The sequence below is a fragment of the Gimesia sp. genome (assembly GCF_048260065.1).
Taxonomy (GTDB): Bacteria; Planctomycetota; Planctomycetia; order Planctomycetales; family Planctomycetaceae; genus Gimesia.
In genome coordinates, this window is sequence record NZ_JBLXHC010000001.1 from 675,943 (window position 1) to 694,748 (window position 18,806).

The following is an 18,806-nucleotide window of genomic DNA, read 5'->3' on the forward strand; positions in this document are numbered from 1 at the left end:
TGCAAATTCGGACGCGTCAGCTGCTGAGTCGGATCAAAAAGAAACGTTGAACGTTCTTTTTATTGGAAACAGTTATACGGCACGGCATAATCTGGCGCAGGTCGTCAAGAAGATGGCAGAAGCGGGTAATCCGAATCTGACTTTCAATCCCACTACGGTGATCTATGGGGGGCGTCGCCTGGTGGATCACTGGAATCTGGGATCTCAAAACGTTGTCAAGCTGCATGAGCTGACGGCTGAAGAAGAAAAGCAGACGATAGCCAGCCTCGAGAAAGATGCGAAAGATCCCAAGAACCGTTATGCGGCTGCCGCGTTGAAACGACATCAGCAGTTGCTCAAAGAACTGGATGAGGAGCACCCCAAATGGGATGTCGTGGTTCTGCAGTCCTACCGCGATGATCTGAACGGAGCAGATTCGCTATACGCTCAGTATGCACCCCGCTTTGCAGATCTGGCAAAAAAACAGGGGGCGCGTGTGATTCTTTATGAAACGACCCCGAATACACAGAACGCGAAGGCTTTACAGAAAGCCCCTGAATCTGCTGCTGTGATGAAAAAAGCAAAAACCATTGCAGCACTGGCGAAACAAATCGATGCGAGTGCCGCGCCGATGTCACTGGCAGGGTTTCATTGTCAGACAGAACGTCCTGATCTGACACTACGATTTATCAACGATGCCCATTTGAATCAGACGATGGCTTATCTGACCGCCTGTTGTCTGTATGCGGCGTTGTTTGATCGAAGTCCCGAAGGCCTGCCCGTGGATTCGATTACCGACATCCGCTTCTTTGACAATAAAGATCGGACGAAAGACCGGGACGGTAATCCGATAACCACAACGTTCTCTGCTAAAGATCGCGCCGACCTGCAGCGCATTACCTGGAAGAGTTACCAGCAGTTCAAAACGCTGCGTGATGATTAAGGCGCTCTCGACTCTCCCCTTTTCATAATCAAAACCTGCTTTTTCAGAGGTGACCTTCCGATGCTGTCCCTGGTTCGAATTTTAGTTTTGTTTAGTATTCTGTTGTCCGGATTCCACGTTCACGCAGCAGGTTCGAGTACCGCAATACAGGTGGGGGTTGCTGAAGTTGATATTACGCCCCCTGTCGGTTTTCCGATGGCCGGTTATTACCATGAGCGACTGGCGGAAGGGATGATTGATCCGCTCAAAGCCAAAGCGATTGTCTTCCGCGATGGAGAAACATCCGCAGCCCTCGTGGTCTGTGATATCATTGGAATCGCGACAGATCTGTCGAAAGAAGTGCGACGGATCGCGTCTGAAAAAACAGGGATTCCTACAGAGAACATTGTCATAGCCGCCACGCATTCACACACGGCTCCTGACTATATGAAGGAACTGTATCTCTATCTGGGTAAGGAATCCCAGGAGAAACTTCGCAAAGATTACATTGAAAAACTGATCAACGGGCCGGTCGCAGCGATTGAAGCAGCTAATGAAAATGCCAAACCGGCTGAACTGGCAACAGGGAGTGCGATTCAGCAGACTCCGGTCTCGTTCAATCGTCGTTTTGTCATGCGTGACGGGAGTGTAAAAACCTGGCAGTCACTGAAAAATCCGGAAGTGATTCGTGCCGCAGGCCCTATTGATACGGAAATCGGTCTGCTGGCAATCCGCGATCCCGAGAGTGGGAAAAATCGAGGAGTGCTTAGTAACTTCGCATTACATCTGGATACCGTAGGCGGTATGAAGTGGAGCGCGGACTATCCCTACTTCATTGAACAGAGTCTGCGTGAAACACTTGGTCCGGATGTGATCTCGATTTTCGGGACCGGCTGCTGTGGCGATATCAATCATGCGAACCCGGCGTCGCCTGTCCGAAATAAAGTCGATTTTATCGGGAAGTCACTGGGAACATCGATCACGGAGCAATTTGAGAAACTGACCCCGCTTAAAAATACAAACTTATCGGTCGGCTCCCAGGTTGTACAACTGCCTCTGCAGGAAGCCTCTCCCGAAGAAGTGACACGTTCGATTAAAATTCTTGAGATTGCTCACAAAGGGGGGAAGGTCGATTTCTTTGATCATGTGACAGCTTACAAAAAAATGATTCTCGACCAGATTCGCCACAAAAAGCCACATGCCAACACGATTGAACATATTACCTGGGGATTGAGCCGATCGCTGGCTGGTGCCGGTGAGACGTTGCCTGTCGATGTGACGGTGATGACGATCGGCGACGAGGTTGCCATCGTCTGTCTGCCCGGCGAGGTATTTGTTGAACTGGGGCTGGCGATCAAGCAGGCTTCCCCGTTCAAAACCACAATGATCGTTGAGTTGTCCAATACGGTCGAAACGATTTACATTCCCCACCGGGCAGCTTACGCGGGGGGCAGTTACGAAGTCACAAACTCGAATGTGCAGCCAGGCAGTGGCGAAATGCTGGTGGAAGCAGCAGTGAAACTGTTGCGGGAAGCAGCGACTAAGAACAAAGCCGATTAAATTTAGAAAGGGCTGCTGCCATGGTTTCGTTCCGGTTGATTTTGCCGATCTTGTTCCTTTTCATACAGCAGGTACACGCTGCAGCAGACAAGCCGGTGTCGATTCTGGCGGAGCGTATCCAGGGGCACATTCATCCTTCAATCTGCCGGGCTCAGGAGGGCACGTTAATTGTCGTTTATAAAGGGGCGAATGTCCTGATGTGTTCACGGTCGGACGATCAGGGAGAGATCTGGTCTACACCAACGGCAATCGCAACCTCAGCAAAACGACCTGCGGTTATTCGCGAAGTAAAAAAGTATGAAGTCTACCCGGGGACTGTTGATACATTACCGGACGGACGCATTCTGGTTACATGGAATTATATTGCCGACGATAAGGTTAAAGACGGCTATTATGAACGGGCTTTGCTCTATTCTGTCAGTAGCGATCAGGGGCGCAGCTGGAGTGAACAGCGTCTGATTGGTCCCGTCGACGGCAGACATCTGGGAGCGGTGCGGCATAATGTGCTGCCCTGGAAGGGGGGACGCTGGCTGTTACCGCTGCGGACAGGAATACCACGATTGTATGATCCGGAGACTGGTACGCTCGAAGAATTTCCGCTGGCAGGACCAGACGGAGTTCAACATGAGTTCCAGCAGATTGTACGAACGGCCAACGGATCACTGCTGGCAATGGGACCGGTTTTGCTGCGTTCGACTAATTCCGGTCAGAACTGGTCACTGTTGAAAGGCTTTCCGGCGATTCCGGATCAGCGGGACAATGCGGAAGGGCGTTATCTGACGACGCTCTCAGACGGACGCGTGCTGGTCACGTGGGGCAGGGGACAGAAGAATGTGGGACTCAGTTACAATCTGTCGACCGATGACGGTCGGACGTGGGACGCGAGTCGAACTGTTGTGCTGTTACCGGACACGCCTGTAGCGGCCCGCTATTATTCAGCGCGGACAATTCAGATCGATGAGAAATCGGTGGGCACGGTATTCATGAACCGGTATGGGGTTCATTTTCTCAAAGTGCCAGTAAAACGTCTGGATGTCCCTTTCTGAAATGTCAATCAGATATCATGTTGGGTCAAATTGATGAGTTGAATCGGCAGGAAACGAAAAAAGTAATTTGCACTCTCAAAAATATCCTGTTAACGTGACCCGATAACATGACTATTCTGCTTTCAGGAATTGTTCTATTACTAGCACTCGCGCTCTGAGGAAGACAATGGAAATTACATTAAACGATCTGACAATCAATCCTGAGGGTGTTGATATTGATGCATTACTTCAGGACTGGAGCTGGGCGATGCCGGAACCAATGTCTCCCGTACTGTTGACGGCCCTCGGTGATGTTTTTGCGGAGGGGAACACGGGGGCCATCTATTTTGTGGATGTCATTGAGGGACATATCAGAATGGTTGCCGAGGACAGAGCTGCTTTTGAAGAGTCGCTTTCCGATGCTGAGTTTGTGACCGATTACTTCTTTCCTGCGCGGGTGGTGGAACTGCGGAATGCGGGAATCGTACTGGAAGCCAGTCAGGTCTATTGCCATCAGCAGCCGCTGGTTCTGGGGGGAAATGACGAACTGGATAATTATGAGGCATCTGATGTCAGTGACTACATCAGTATTCAGGGACAGATTCATGAGCAGGTGAAAGATCTTCCCGATGGAACCGTGATTTCGAACGTGGAGTTTGAGGACCCTGAATAGAGGGAGCTCCAACGGGTTGCTCAGAGGGATGCGAACTGCCAGTTTAATTCGTGTTTAGAGGTCTCTGGTACGAGGTGAGTAGACATGAAGGAGATGGACCCACAGACGTTTGGTCGGTTTCTGAGATCATGGCCTGCCATTGAGGCGCATCTGTTGTTTGGTGGTGGCATCGTACTGTTTTCGTATGCGCTGCTCGCCGGTGAAGGGCCTGAAGATACGGGGCTGGCGTTATTATTTTGTATGGTGGCTTACCCAATTGTACTGGGGCTGCTCTGGTATCAGCAGAAATCGGAAGTCACGGCGGCAGTCGAAGAAGCGATTGAACGAGAAACGGAGCCTGAGAAAAACAGACGCAAACGTATTCGATATCGAAGGTTTGCGCTGTTCTTTACGTTTATTGTCTCAGTCTCGTTTATCGTCGCTGGCTTTCGAGGCTGGCTGATCGACGGATTCCCGGCCCATTACCTCGGTTATCTGCTGCTGCTGTTTACGGCAGCCGGAATTGGGGGCGTCAATATCTGGTACGGCGGACCCCTGGATCCCCGGAACGATCCTCCGGAAGAGTAAGTCGCTGAAAACGACTCGTATCAAATCTGACTGACGGGCGGCTGTTAATCCTTCTCAGGCGTTCGTCGATAGGGGGTGCCTGCTCTGAAAAGGCTCAATCTGCGATTGGCTTCGACATTTTGCGATTCCGGGGCGCGTTTTGAAGCCTCACGCTGCATATCCGCTGCTTTTTCAAACTGTCCCGTTTCGGCATAGGAAGCTGCTAATGCAGCATAGCTGACCCAATATTTTGTCGGGAGCAGGTCAAAAGACTGTTGTGCATATTCGAGGGCCTGTGCGCCATCTCGAATTTCATCCTGTTCACAACCAGCCAGTAAAAAAGCCAGATTGTTAAACGGCAGCCAGTAATCGGGGTCCATTTCAATCGCTTTTTTATAGTCTGCGATGGCGGCCGGATAATTTCGCTGTGATTCGTGGATCAGGGCTTTATTAATTAATGCAATCACGAGATCTGGTTTTAACTTCAATGCTTCATCAAGCGACTTGATCGCTTCGTCCGGTTTCTCTCCCTCCTTCTGTTTCATTGCCTGATGGACCAGTTCAATTGCCGGACTGTATGGGGCATCGAATTCAGTTTTGGTACGTGTGCCTGTCTGTTTGTTTTGTGAAGTGAGATGGTGCGCTGCCAGAGCGCAGTTATATTTCACCGTCATGGGAGATGTCGCAGCCAGACGCAGATAATATTCTGACAGCCCTGCTTTCTTTCGCTGTTCCAGGAATTTTCCGACGAAGTAATAAAAGTTTGTGGGATTGCCTTTCGTTAACTGCGCCACTTCAGACTGGAACAGAATGGGATTCCAGCTCACTGAATCCGGGTTCTTCAGGATTCGCTGGAAGTTGTTCGCGAGATCGGCTTCTCCGAAGTAGTTGCTAAACTGTTCTGCGACCTGACTGAGTATTTCATCGCGCTGGTCATACCGTTCCAGGTCGTCAGCGAGTAAAGCTGCATGCAGCCCACAGTACGAATTGTTGAATTTTTTGAATGCAGATAAAAAAGTATCAAATGCCTGCGAATTTGATCCCTGTATGATTTGATAAACACCAAGTTGCATTCTTTGTGTGAGATTACTGTTCTCCGTATTTGCCAGAAGATGCTGCTCGGCAAGACGACGTGCAGATTCGAGATCACCGGTATTATTGCGAACACACCAGAAGTACCAGTCTGTGACACTGGACTCATATCGCCGGGAACAGGCTTTCACAAAAGCCTCAGACTGCTCAAGGTCACCCAGTCCCTCATAGCAGATCGCTGCGCAGGACAGGCCCCAGGCAGAATAGGAAGCGGCAGCCTGGACTGCATGTGGTTTCGCTTCTTCCCATTCTCCTTTCTGCATATGGTAATTTGCCAGCTGATAGTGAATACGTGGTATTTCCAGCCCGTAAGAGGGAAGGGCGAGAGCTTTTTCAATGGTTGGTTTCCATTTCTCAGTTTCGCCACGATCGTAATAGAGATTGGCCAGGAAAGTATAGGATTTAGAGTCAGGCGCAAGCTCAATGCGCCGTTTCAGAATTTCTTCTGTTTTTGTGTCATTTTTTTCAGCGTAATAATAATTAGCCAAAGCGGTTAAGACGAGCGCATTTTTATCGTATTTTTCCTGCAGTTCGGCTGCATGTTCTTTTGCGTATTCTTTATTGACTTTGAGGTTCAGTGCCACCGTTTCAGGCATATGGGGGCTGACTCTCAGCAGGGTTCTGGCGGCAGAGTCGAGACGTTTGTCGTCGTTCGGCGTGTTTAAACTGGTCAACCAGAGTACCTGCAGCTGCAGATCGTGGTAGATGTAATCGATGTTTTTATCGAGTTCATAACATAACCTGTTATAGGATTCCGGATTAAATTTATAATAGCAGTTGGCAACCAGTGGAGTTGAGATGATTTCCAGTTCGCGCGGATTGTAGGAATCCAGTAGTTTTTTATATGCTGCTCTGGCTTCCAGCTGATCCGAAGTGTATGCCGCGATATAAGACTCGTAAGGGTGTCCCTGGACCAGGGGTAGATACCGCTTAATCATTTCATCTGCATTCATTGCCAGACTGCCCGCGTATACTTGCAGTTTGCGATGAACATGGAGAAATGTGACCTCCTGCAGTAATTGCCCCAATGTAGTTTTAGATGGTTCAAAGTCAGTGGAGGGGGAAGTCTTGAGTGTAGCAATGATTTTGATTCGAGCCTGTTCTTCACCGAGTAAACTACCTGAACTCGACATCATGCTTTGGACAATCACCTTGTCTGGATGTGAGAGATTTGCATTCTGCAGATTCTGATACAATGGTTGCCAGAGTTGATCCAGACGTTCTTCCGTGACCATTCTCTGGATACCCAGAGCATTGACTTCGCAGAGTCGATCCATTGCCCGGCAACATTGGGGGTCTCGCTTCAGAAGTTCCTCCGTATGAGCCAGCATCTGTTTTTCATCGCCCTTCGGGTCTGCCTGCAGCATGCGCAGGTAGAGAGCCAGTGGTTTCGACTCATCCATTTTTACAGCTGACTCCAGAACTTCCGGCTGATAAGCGCAATAGGCTTCGATCAAATCGGTCCATTCCGGTGGAGACTGCTGATTTGCGTTACTCGTGTTGTCAGCTGAGCGGATCGCTTCGATGTCAGTTAATGCCGTCTTGTGCAGCCCCGTAAATGCGCGGGCATAAGCGCGATGGGCCAGCGCCCAGGCGGAAGCGTTGGTTCGAAAATTCAAACGCTCAGCATATAAGAGTGCACGAGCCTTGAAGACTTTATGCACCGTGCTCCAGTAGATTTCGGTGAGACTTCCGAGATTGGCATAGGCCCGAATCAGAACCGAGAGTCGCTCGGGAGTTTCACCGTCCTCCCTGATCGCAGCGTGCATGTCTTGAATGACTGTATATTGCGAGATGAAATTCCATTCGTTTAATTGCTGCAGCGTCTTTTCTGGGATCGTGGATTTTGCTTTCCACTCTGGTGCTTTTCCTGTGTAATTGGCTGCCTTCATGAAATCCACGAAACCGGTACGGGACAGGGCTTCCATTTTTTCAACCAGAGATTCCAGCGGGGTTTCACGTGTGAGTTCAATCGTCTCCGATTCCCAGAAGACGGTTGGTTTTTCTTTGAAGGGACGTTCCAGTTCGATGTCTACTTTGCCGCTATAAGCGATGCGGCTTCTTAGCTTAACGGGAAAAGTATCCGGATTTTCAATCAAGCGAACTTCGCCACGTAACGAGGCGTCGCGCGTGACCAGCTGCAGTTCATCTCTGCCACTGATGTAGACTGCCTGTCGAATTATTTCTTCTGCGAGATTTCCATTCAATCCGAAAGCGTGTGAGTCGAACTGACTGTCTGCCAGGACGGGGATGTTTTCATACTCCTGGCTGAGTCCTTTTTCGGGAAGAACCTGCCTCTGGACGAACGGCTTTTGTACTACGGGATCTGTTTGTTTTTCGCTGAAAGGTTCTACATCAGTTTCGAGGGAGAGAACGACATCATCGACTCCGGTTGAAAGTTGAATCGCGAATGTGCGAAACACACTGAACCAGCGATATTGTAACTGTTTTCCATTATTCGTCAGACGCTCGTCGCCATACGGAAAACCTTTTACCAGACCTTTTGCTTCACTGAGATTTAGTTCTTGCTCTTTGTTTTTATCAGCCTGACTGAGACGACTCTGCAGGCTTTCCAGAGTATTTGAATATCCGTACCGGGCATTTGCTTCGAGAAGTACTACTATCAAGGCTACAGAAATCAGACCCCAGACGATCGTTCTTTCAATGGGGGATCGTTTCTTTTTAACGACTGTCTCTACCTGTTGGGAAGCTGGTTCCGTTGATTCAGGATTCTGATCTGTGTCCACCATCGTGCAAACTCCAAAAGAAATGAGTGCTTAACCTGTCTCCAGGTTTTCTTTAGCTGCTCGCTGGCCATGGGAACCGAGTCTACTTGAATGAGAGATGCGATACTGGAAAGAGGTGCGTTCCAGTTCCTCAGTTAAGATGGCAGGGCAAGACGAGTGCTCGACTGTCTACTAAGGATTTATCATATCGTAGAAAAATGAACAGTCCAGAAAAATTCAGGAAAATACAAGAGGAATGGGGGATGCGTCAGCGATATGTTGGAATTTCTGGCCTTGCAGTCTTTGTCAGGCTGCATCCCGTTCTCTGTCTTGTCTCCAGGTTACTTTGGACCGAAGATCATCAATGGAGAGCCACTGTGGATCAATGTAATTCACTCTTGCCGGAGATCAGAAACCTAACCACAAAATAAATAAACAGAGTTCGATCCAGAGATAGGTGCCAAGCTTTGTGTGTTTTCGGAGAGTGCCATCCTCACAACAGATCAGATTTCGGAAGGGGTCCTTTTTGCCGCCACTCCAGAGCCAGTCGGGACCGGCATTGTTTGCGTGGGGATCGATAAAATAAATCAAGATGCCGAATATAACGGCCGCTGCTGTGAACAGAAATTTAACTCCCATTGGCATTTGAATGCTCCGATTGCAGATTGAGTACCGTTGCCAATATCGGGAAACAAGTCATTATGACTCGAGCGCATCTATCAGGAACGATACCAGGCCCAGCACAATAAACATCATTCCCAGGATCCAAATGTGGCACCCAGTTTATAAAATAATTCTTTCGTTTCCATGGGATGCCTCCAGGAAGTCTAAAAAAGAAAAAGCCAGATCTCCATGGTATATGAGATCTGGCTCTTTTCAAAGATTGCCTGATATAATCGTTTACTTCTTCTCAAAGCGGAAGATACCTTCGCCCCCTTTAACGGTCTGGACGGTGTAATACAGTTCGCCGTCTTCGTCGGTTCCAAAGGACATGACGGGGACGGTGCTGGCAGCCAGACGGAGATTCTTAGTCACTTCGCCTGTTTTTTCATCGTATTCGAGTGCCCAGATTTTGCCGGAGACGAAGTCTGCATAAACATACAATCCGTCCAGTTCAGGCAATCGTTTACCGCGATAAACGATGCCCCCGGTGATGGAACGGCCGACGCCGTGATCGTATTCCCAGATGGGATCGATCGGTTTTTCTTTCGCGGTATCAGGACGGTTACCGAAGTTGTGTGTCCCTTCACGGACACTCCAGCCGTAGTTGCCGCCTTTTTTAATGATGTTGACTTCTTCCCAGAGGTCCTGTCCGACTTCGCCGGCGTAGAGCGTTTTGGTTTTGGGATCGAAGCTCAATCGCCAGACATTTCTCAGTCCGTACGCATAGATTTCGGGTTTGGCATTTGCGCGGTCCACAAACGGGTTGTCAGCGGGAATCGCATAGTTCTTGCCATCAGAGGTGTTATTGACGTCGATGCGTAAAATGGAACCGAGTAATGTCTCGAGGTTTTGACCATTGCCCAGCGGGTCATTTCCGGAACCGCCATCTCCGAGTCCGATATACAGGTAACCGTCCGGACCAAATTCAATACAGCCGCCATTATGATTCCCGTAGGGCTGATCAATCTCCATGATTGTTGTTTCACTTTGAGGATCGGCTTTGTTGGGATCGTCTTTCGAAACGGTGAAGCGGGAAACTTTGGATTTGCGGGGAGTGCCCTCAGCAGAATAATACACGAAAAACTGACCATTCTGTTTATAGTCGGGATGGAAAGTCAGCCCTAACAGTCCTTCTTCGTTGTTTTTATTCCAGGGAGCCACTTTGTCGCGAATGTCCAGAAAGAGTCTGGTTTTCTCAGGTGATTTTTTATCGATGATGTGAATCATGCCACGCTGTGTGGTGACAAAGATACGTCCGCTGCCGTCATTGGCGTGCGTAATCGCCATGGGACGCAGGGGGACGACTTTACCTGTCTCTTCATTGACTGGTTCCCAGCCCTCCCATTCAAGATTGGGGAATGCGGGTACGCCTTTGAGGGCCAGTTCACCGTCGCTGGGATCCTGCACAGAACCGTCGGCGGGAATTTCGCGGATCTTGATATTGCGGAAAGAGACCAGATCGTTATGGTCCTGCAGGCAGATATGTCCTTTGGTTGGTTTTCCAAAACTGGGGTACTTGGAAAACTTGCTGGCAGCGACCCGTTTATCCCAGTCGGCACTGCCTTTATCGAACTGAAAGTATTTGACGCCATTCATGATGACCTGGGAACGATCGGGACCGACACGCAGAAACAGGTGATTCCAGTCGCCGGCGGGGCGTGTGGCATCGACGACTTCCGGGGTGACTTTCTTGCCTGCTTTTTCAGCTTCAATCATCCACTTGGGAGTGGCTGGTTTATAGAGCTGGTACAGCCAGCCAGCTTTCTGGGGATCGTGTCCCTCCACGTTGTCCTGAATCTGAACTTCCGGTCCGGTCATCCAGGGTGTTTTTTCATCTTCGGTAACATGGAACATCAGGCCGCTGTTCCCTTCAGGAGAAATGCGGTATTCCAGTGAGAGTTCGAAGTAACCGAATTTATCTTTGGTGATGATATCACCGGCCCCTTTCTCGGAGCGGGAGAGGACGCCGTCTTTGATCGTCCAGCCGTCACTGACTCCCCCTTTTTTATAGTTGCGCCAGCCATCAGTGGTTTTGCCGTCAAACAGCAGTTTCCAGCCACTCTTTTTCTCAGCTGTTGACAGTTTATTAAGGGATGGATCCGAGTCTGCATATGAGACTGCGACAGCTGACAGAATCAGTGTCAGGCAAGCAGGGATCAAATAAAATGTAAGGGATTGGTTCTTTCGAATCACAGGTGCGCTTCCTTTATGAATAAATGATTGAGGCAGGTTGACTCATGTCGTTTCGGCGTCGAGGGAACATCTCTGTTCTCATACAGTTATCTAACAATTGGGGTTCAGAAGCAACTATAAATGCAGTGGGAACAGTCAGAAACGGGAAGGGGATTCACTGGATTTCATATTAGCCTTGTTAATAAACAGGATGCTGAACGGCTGATTTTATTTTTCACAGACTATGTTGTCTGCTCTATCTCTGTTTGCAGTCGATGACGTCTCATAATCCAGACGATGAACATCAGACCTGCTAATGTGGCCGGGATGATCAGTTTCGAGAAGTAACGTCGAAGACAGACCCTCAGATAGGTCAGGTTGAGATAAGGAATTCCCTGAATCTCTCCCTGTACGCCCCCTTTACCGTCTGCCGTGAATGTCACACCGCGGATATTGTCTCTCACTTCCGTTCCCGCCGGGAACATGAAGGCCAGATCATCCTGTGCCACGGTATTGAATTCAATCGAATCGACTTTGACATCGTAGGCAGCGACCAGGCTGTCAGCAGTCGGGAGCCCGCCACTTTGCAGCCATTGGAAGTGCGAAGGAAACCAGTGCCCCTGTTGATTGACAGCGTCGAGTAACAGCATCGCTTCAAACCAGCAGACGCGGGAGCCTGCTTCTGTTGTCTCCATACGTTCAAGCAGATAGGCCACCGGAAGGAACTGCCGCTCTGGGTCAAAATGGACCGTCAAAGTTCCTCTCCGATTTGACTGTCGGAGAAGATCTGACTGCAATGTCAACGTGATGGTTTTTAGATCTTTGATTTTTCCCGGATTGATGGATTCACTCGCCGACTGATTGAATTTCGGGTAACTGATGAGTCGTTCCAGTTCGCGGGCTGCATCATTAAGAAAAAAGACGCCGCGGGTTCTGGTGGTTCCTGTTCCCCAGTATTCGAGTCGATCTTCCTGATTGATCCAGTCTTCCCCGGGGGCGATCACCGCCTGCTTATCCTCGTTGAGCAGCGAAATTCTCTGATAGACTTCTTCCGGTTCATCGAATGAAAATTCAGAACATAGAACCAGATCTGAGCCAGATTTCTGAATGAATGGCCAGTTCTCCCGGATGAGTTTGTGGTACGAATTGTTGGCGCGTCTGACCGTATATTCCTTTTTCATCTGCTTCGGATGTTCGATCCCGGAGGGGACTGAAAAAGGACCGGCAAGAGGAAACAGGGTTAAGTTCTGATGAGGATTGAAGACCACGTTTTGTGTCGAATAGGCGATATTATCGAATAACTGCAATCGATACTTGATCGCGGAATGCAGCTGTTGTCGTTGCTGTTCGGGCTGTAATTGAAAGAAGTCAGCGACGCTCATCGAGGGAAACGATTCTTCTGTTTCATTCTGCGAATATGCGTCTGGTTTGAAATACAGGAACTGCATCAGAAACAGGAGCAATAACAGGAAGTACTTTTCTCTTCTGGTTTTCATAGTGCCGGGCCTCATTACGATCGACCGAGATCAAAGTGAAACTGAAGTCTGTCTCAGTTTATGGTACCGTTGAGGTGATTCTGTTTTCAAGGCGAGTTGTGCTGAGAGGTCGATTGGCGCAAGTCACAAACAGGTTTCTCCCCCCCCCCACAGCTTAATGCAGCAGTGATGGTTTAAAGATCAGGACCAGACCGAGCAGGAGGATGACGACTCCGCTGAAGAGTTTGAGCCAGCGTCCCTGGTTCTCCTGAAGCTTATGACGGCCCATGGTGACGACGACGATGGTTACCATGATCGAATCATCCAGCATGTAAGCGACGATATACAGGCCCAGGTAGGCGTAGGTTTTCCAGGCAGGGTAGTTCTGCATGGTCAATATTTCGGTGTAAAGCGCAGGGAGCCCTGCTGTGCAGAGCAGTTCGATAATATTCACCAGCACGGCAAGGATCGAGGCGCCGATGATGGCTCCGGTCAGGTTTTCCGCCGTGACGATTTTACGGGCACGGGCATAGAGGCCGGGTTTGGCCCATTCGGGAATCGACAGAGAGATCCCTTTTTTGAAAGCGAAGAAATCTTTGACATGGATCACGCCAATAAACACTGCGAACAGTCCCAGTGAAAACTGAACCATAGGCAGGTAGCCGATGAGTTTAAAGACATTCAGCCAGGCAGCCATGAAGGCGTAATAAGCCAGGCCACTGATGAAAACGAAGGTCCCCGCGACAGCAAGGACTTTGGCACGGTTCTTCAAATTGACGAGCAGGGAAAGCAGAAACAGCAGGACCCACATGGCGCAGGGATTAAATCCATCCACCAAGCCGATTAAAAAAGTAAAAGCCGGCATTCCTAACCGGCTTTTGCTCAACTCTCCCAGAAAGGGAACTTCGATGGTATCCACCTCCTGTGAAGGAACAGGAGCCAGCGACTCCCCTTCCACTGGAGGTGGTTCAACTCCCGGCGGTGGGGGTAGACTGGCATCTCCTCCCGGTATCGGAGGGAGTGAGTCATCGTCTCCCACGGGTGGCGGTCCCAGTGGTGCATTGCTTTTGGGAACGGGAGAAAGGGGAACTGGTTCGTTATTTGATTTTGGAACCGGACTGTCTAAATCAGGTTCACTCTGAAAGGAAACAAACTGCAGCTGAGAATGATCCGTCTGTTGGATCGTGCTCTGTTTATTATCGTCTTTTTCTGGTTTAGGACAGGTGGCGGTCCAGAATTTCAGGACGTCTTCCACTTTTGATCCCGTGTATTCGTCGCTGATCCAGCCGATCACCAGCTGATTGCAGAAATGAAAGACAGGGACACTGACGGCCTGTTTGCCGTAGCGATCTGCGAGCTCATAAACACGATTTGAGGCAGCGCTGTCCGAGACAACGTCATGCAGCTTGTAATCAAATACGGGGTACCGCTGTTTCAATCCTTTGAGAAAGACTTTGGCGGCGGCACAGCGGGAGCATCCTGAACGAACGTAGATATCGACCGTCAACAGTTTGTCGATGCGTTCGTCTGTGGAAGAATCTGGTTTGAGCTTTCGCAGGATGGAATTACAGCCGTAGGCAACGGGGAGTTCCGCATCCTGCAACCGGAAGTAGTTCAAAATCTGCTGGTAGCGTTCCACATGTTTTCCCGGCTCGTTCAGATTATGGACATGCAGGTTGATACGGCCCCGTTTTCTGGCATAGTCTTCGAGCCGCTCCTGGACTTTCGGACAATCGGCACAGTCATTGCGCACAAACAGTTCGAGAACGGCACACTGGGAACCAGCAGCTTCAGAAGACTCTTGTGAGAAAAGTACTGAAGATGAAAGAGAGAGCGTCAGCAGTACAACGAGCCACTGCAGCGGTTTTCCAGAGTTGTAAATCTTGCCAGGCACTGTATCCCTCCTCGTCCTGTATTGAGTTCCAGAGTTCTGACCCGAAATATAATTTGAAAATCTATTATGATTAGAGAACCAGAATTGGTCCACTGTAAAATTGAAAAAAGCAAGCGCAGGAAGTGACCGCCTGTTCGTTTGAGGAGCAGTTTTATCTCAATTGCTGTCGAAGCATTATTTTTCAGTTGAAAGGAATCCGTAAAAGCGTCGACGACCGATTAGAATCGGAGATTCGCCCGCAGGCCGGGCAGGACAGATGCTTTGTCGTTTGCGTTCGCATCTTCCAGTACCTGCAGATCGGCGGTTACATGGAACCAGGGGGTCAAAGCCATGTTGTAGTAGAGTTCAACTCCCTGAGTATTGCGGAGTGGTACCGCGACACTGACAAGTGATTTGAAATCACTGCTGAGTTCATTGTAGAAATAGCCTGCCCCCAGCGAGTCCTGTGTGCGGCAGGGAAATAAACCGTTGGCCTGCAACGCTACATTACCACTCCAGCGGTACGGGTTTGGGTCTCCATCGGCAATCATCCACTGGCTCATCAAACGGACGTCGCGTTTATCATTGCAGCAGTCAGCCCACAAGACCTGATCCAGAATGTAACTGATTGTCCATGAACCGGTCTGTTGACCAGGGGCAACCAGCCCCTGTCCTGGAATTACGGTCCAACTGGTCGGATCGACGGAAGTGTAAGTACGACTGCTCCAGTTTCCCAAGAGCGCATGTGAGCCGGGGTGACCGCGCCATTCCGTAAAGATACGTCCATAACCCAGGACAACGGCGCCCTAGTCAAACAGGTCATCTAGACCGGCTGTCGTGGATGAGTTGGTCGTGTCGTAGACCATCAAAGCACTCTGGATCTGTCCTTCGTGGAGTCCCATTGCTCCTGCACCGTTGATCGAGAGGTTTGTCGTGCGAATGATGGGAGTCGGTGCAATCATGGATAGATTCATGAATCCATTGATTCCTCGACCAGTATTGGGATAAATCATGTTCCACAGATCGAGCAGGTTATACTTCCCTGCAGTCAATGCAAAGTTTTCACTTAAAGCCTGCATGAACATCAGGCCGGTGATCGCTGTTTCGTGCTGACCGGGTAGCGGGTAAAACATATTACTGTTTGGAAAGCTCAATGCTCCGGCTGCGCCATTGATATCGCTGCCGAACCGACTTTCCGCATGCAGGATTGCTGAGAAGCCTTTATTGAGCCCCAGTTGCTCTCCCTGGAACGTAAACATGTAGTCGGCTTTGCCGCCATATTGAAAAGTACGTCTGCGACCACCACTGCTGACTCCCTGGTAGAATTGAGTCAACTGCAGGTCGGCGATCACTCCGCTCTCGGCCAGCGCCGAACGGGCACCGAACAGGTCGCCAGTTAAATATTGCCGAGTGAATAAGCTGTCTTCGCAGTCATATCCGCAATCAACGGCTCCGAGGCATTCATCGGAGATACAAGCCGTATTTTCTGAGTCACAGGCTTCATCCAGATTCGTTGAATAACTGATGGGGGCAATTTCAGCATGGAAAACCGGTTCGCTGGAATTATCGCCTGAAAAAAGAGGGGATTCAGAAGTCGATGCATTCAGCTGTGAACCGGGAGATACAGCTCGATTGGTTTCTGCTGCAAAAATGCTTTGCGAACTCAGCAGGATAGTGGCTCCGATCAAGCAGTGAGCGAATCTCTTTTTCAGCATCTGTCGTAACCTGATTATTGACCTGTAATCTGCCAGAGGGAATGGGAATAATTTATAGAACTCAATTAATCGTACCTGCTTGTCTTTTTAAGATTAATCGTCAAAATCTGATTAGGACCAGATTTCCGAAACTGGAATTCATCAATGATTAGCTATTCAAAGTGTGATTGTAGGGGTTATGACGGCTTTTGCCTGTCAGATGCTAGAGGGAGAACAAGCTGTTATGTTGAACGTTCGGATTTTTGGTATCAGTGACAAGTCAACGCTGATTCCGTTACCAGAGACAGCCTTGTCAGCCTCCTGGCAGCAGGATCAGGAAAATCGCTGGATAGATATCGAAGCGGCCTCTCCCGAAGAACTCAAGCAGTTACTGGCACCGTTGAGTCTACACCCGGATATCCTGGCGGCCTGCCTGGACCCACAGCGCAGCAAGCGGTTCATTTCACAACGCGATGCATTGTATCTGGAGATTCCGACGCATCTGGGATGGGACCAGAAAGAGAAACCATATCTTTCCATACTGTGTCTGAAGACAACGATCATTACCATTCATCGCGATCAACTGCATACCGTTGAAGACATCATCAATGATCTGGATGGAGATGTTCCGTTATACGCACACAATTCATCGGCATTGCTGTATTACCTGCTGATTCAGATTGGAAAATGCAACGTCGATGCCGCGCTGGAAGTGAGAGAAGAAGCGGAGGTTCTGGATCAGGCGTGTTTTGATAATCCGGAAGATCTGGACCCTAAGAAAATTTCGACGTTGCGCAGGAGAGTCAGCCATTTTGCTGCGGTGCATGATGACCACACTTATTGTGCAGGCGTTCTACAGACCGTTGAATCAGAGGCGTTCAGCGTCAGCCAGCAGGCGAACTACTTTCATGAAATGCTACAACTGTCTGAATTGTCCAGCAGAATCATTGCCGGAGCCGAATCGCGGGTTTCCAGCCTGCAGCGCGATTACGAAGCAGTCGTACAAAACCGGGTGGACAGTCGGCTTCAGTTTCTGACGATCATCTCTGCCGTGTTTTTACCGTTGACTTTGATCTCCGGCATCTATGGAATGAATTTCAACGATCTGCCCGGCATGGGAGTCGGTTCAGGGTATCTGGTCGTGCTGACATTCATGCTGGCTACCGTGGGGATTACTGGTACCTATTTCTATTGGCGCGGCTGGTTTGAGTAAGGGCCCGGGAAGGGCGGGGGTGATGCGGTAACAAAATTAGATAATTTCACAATTACACGGAACGTATCATGACTATGATCTCCTTCAATACGGAAATTCAGGACCTGTTGAAGACCTGCATTAAATAACCGCCTTGCTTCCCTATAACACTGGATTACTGATTTATCAGAAAGATAAACGCATGAAACTCCTTCAACGTCATTGCTGCATCATCTTTTGTATTCTGATCTTCACAGCATCTCATTTGCCTGCTGCCGACCCACTCCCTTCATGGAGCGATTCGACTGCCAAACAGAATATTATTGAGTTTGTCAAAAAAGTGACAACGAAGGATTCCCCCGATTACGTCCCGCCGGAATTGCGAATCGCGACCTTTGATAATGATGGCACTCTCTGGTCGGAAAGGCCGATGTACTTTCAGATGTACTTTGCCGTTGATCGTGTTAAAGCACTTGCACCGCAGCATCCTGAATGGCAAACACTGGAACCATTTGCCTCGGTACTCAAGGGGGACTACAAAACCGCTTTTGCAGGCGGGGAAAAAGCGGTTCTGGAACTGGTTGTCGCGACGCATACCGGCATGACGACCACGGAGTTCGAACAGATTGTCAAAAAATGGAGCGAAACGGCTCGACATCCCCAGACCGGACGGCTCTTTACCGATATGGTCTATCAGCCGATGCTCGAACTGCTGGCTTATATGCGTGCGAATGATTTTAAAACCTTCATTGTTTCAGGTGGCGGAATTGAGTTTATGAGACCCTGGACAGAGCGAGTCTATGGGATCCCTCCTCAGCAGGTCGTCGGCAGTAGTGTTAAGACCCGATTTGAGCTGCGCGAAAAGATTCCGGTCCTGATTCGTCTGCCTGAAGTGGATTTCATTGATGACAAAGCCGGTAAACCGGTCGGTATTAATTCCCATATTGGCCTGCGTCCCATTGCTGCCTTTGGAAACTCAGACGGCGACATTCAGATGCTGGAGTGGGCGACAGGTACGAAAGGGGCACGGTTTGCTTTACTGGTTCATCACACCGATGCCAAACGTGAGTACGCATACAATACAGGCGCGGAACAGGCTCTCAAAGATGCCAGTGAGAAAGGCTGGACGGTCGTCAATATGAAGGATGACTGGAAAGTAATCTATCCACCCCTCCAGAAATGATGTCGCATACAGCGAGGGAAAAACCGTTGGT

The 18,806-nt window shown here is 49.5% G+C and carries 13 protein-coding genes; 7 read left to right on the forward strand and 6 right to left on the reverse strand.

The genetic code is table 11. From position 1 onward, the window contains the following. The first annotated feature begins 46 nt into the window (after nt 1-46). From ACN0YN_RS02370 to ACN0YN_RS02390, 5 genes are all read left to right on the forward strand, one after another. The gene (locus ACN0YN_RS02370; RefSeq protein WP_417383376.1) at nt 47-922 is read left to right on the forward strand and encodes a hypothetical protein; all 876 of its coding nucleotides are present in this window, start codon (nt 47-49) and stop codon (nt 920-922) included. Between the two features lie 60 nt (nt 923-982). After that, nucleotides 983-2,461 carry a neutral/alkaline non-lysosomal ceramidase N-terminal domain-containing protein gene (locus ACN0YN_RS02375; RefSeq protein WP_417383377.1) on the forward strand — a complete coding sequence of 493 codons (1,479 nt, stop codon included), beginning with the start codon at nt 983-985 and terminating at the stop codon, nt 2,459-2,461. A gap of 20 nt (nt 2,462-2,481) precedes the next feature. Further along, on the forward strand, nt 2,482-3,507 hold the full coding sequence (locus ACN0YN_RS02380) for a sialidase family protein (RefSeq protein WP_417383378.1): 1,026 nt from the start codon (nt 2,482-2,484) through the stop codon (nt 3,505-3,507). A gap of 166 nt (nt 3,508-3,673) precedes the next feature. Then, the gene (locus ACN0YN_RS02385) at nt 3,674-4,159 is read left to right on the forward strand and encodes a T6SS immunity protein Tdi1 domain-containing protein (protein WP_417383379.1); all 486 of its coding nucleotides are present in this window, start codon (nt 3,674-3,676) and stop codon (nt 4,157-4,159) included. Between the two features lie 84 nt (nt 4,160-4,243). After that, entirely contained in the window at nt 4,244-4,726 is a 483-nt protein-coding gene (locus ACN0YN_RS02390) for a hypothetical protein (RefSeq protein ID WP_417383380.1), read from the forward strand. 44 nt (nt 4,727-4,770) lie between these two features. Here the strand turns inward: ACN0YN_RS02390 and ACN0YN_RS02395 are convergent, their stop codons facing one another. The 6 genes from ACN0YN_RS02395 to ACN0YN_RS02420 all read right to left on the reverse strand — a co-directional run bounded on the left by ACN0YN_RS02395 (nt 4,771) and on the right by ACN0YN_RS02420 (nt 16,421). Continuing rightward, nucleotides 4,771-8,547, reverse strand: coding sequence for a tetratricopeptide repeat protein (locus ACN0YN_RS02395; protein WP_417383381.1), 3,777 nt, complete (start codon nt 8,545-8,547; stop codon nt 4,771-4,773). 876 nt (nt 8,548-9,423) lie between these two features. Continuing rightward, nucleotides 9,424-11,379 (reverse strand): PQQ-dependent sugar dehydrogenase, encoded by a 1,956-nt coding sequence (locus ACN0YN_RS02400; RefSeq protein ID WP_417383382.1) that lies wholly within the window; start codon nt 11,377-11,379, stop codon nt 9,424-9,426. A 221-nt stretch (nt 11,380-11,600) separates the two neighbouring features. Next, nucleotides 11,601-12,854 (reverse strand): hypothetical protein, encoded by a 1,254-nt coding sequence (locus ACN0YN_RS02405; RefSeq protein WP_417383383.1) that lies wholly within the window; start codon nt 12,852-12,854, stop codon nt 11,601-11,603. 154 nt (nt 12,855-13,008) lie between these two features. Next, complete coding sequence (locus ACN0YN_RS02410; RefSeq protein WP_417383384.1) at nt 13,009-14,727, reverse strand: glutaredoxin family protein; 1,719 nt, start codon at nt 14,725-14,727, stop codon at nt 13,009-13,011. Between the two features lie 218 nt (nt 14,728-14,945). Then, nucleotides 14,946-15,500 carry a carbohydrate porin gene (locus ACN0YN_RS02415; protein ID WP_417383533.1) on the reverse strand — a complete coding sequence of 185 codons (555 nt, stop codon included), beginning with the start codon at nt 15,498-15,500 and terminating at the stop codon, nt 14,946-14,948. Between the two features lie 12 nt (nt 15,501-15,512). Beyond that, nucleotides 15,513-16,421 carry a hypothetical protein gene (locus ACN0YN_RS02420; protein WP_417383385.1) on the reverse strand — a complete coding sequence of 303 codons (909 nt, stop codon included), beginning with the start codon at nt 16,419-16,421 and terminating at the stop codon, nt 15,513-15,515. 223 nt (nt 16,422-16,644) lie between these two features. Here ACN0YN_RS02420 and ACN0YN_RS02425 point away from each other — a divergent pair, with 223 nt between their 5' ends. Both ACN0YN_RS02425 and ACN0YN_RS02430 read left to right on the forward strand, forming a co-directional pair. Beyond that, on the forward strand, nt 16,645-17,613 hold the full coding sequence (locus tag ACN0YN_RS02425) for a magnesium transporter CorA family protein (protein ID WP_417383386.1): 969 nt from the start codon (nt 16,645-16,647) through the stop codon (nt 17,611-17,613). Nucleotides 17,614-17,794: 181 nt separating this feature from the next. After that, entirely contained in the window at nt 17,795-18,775 is a 981-nt protein-coding gene (locus ACN0YN_RS02430) for an HAD family hydrolase (RefSeq protein ID WP_417383387.1), read from the forward strand. Nucleotides 18,776-18,806: the final 31 nt, after the last annotated feature.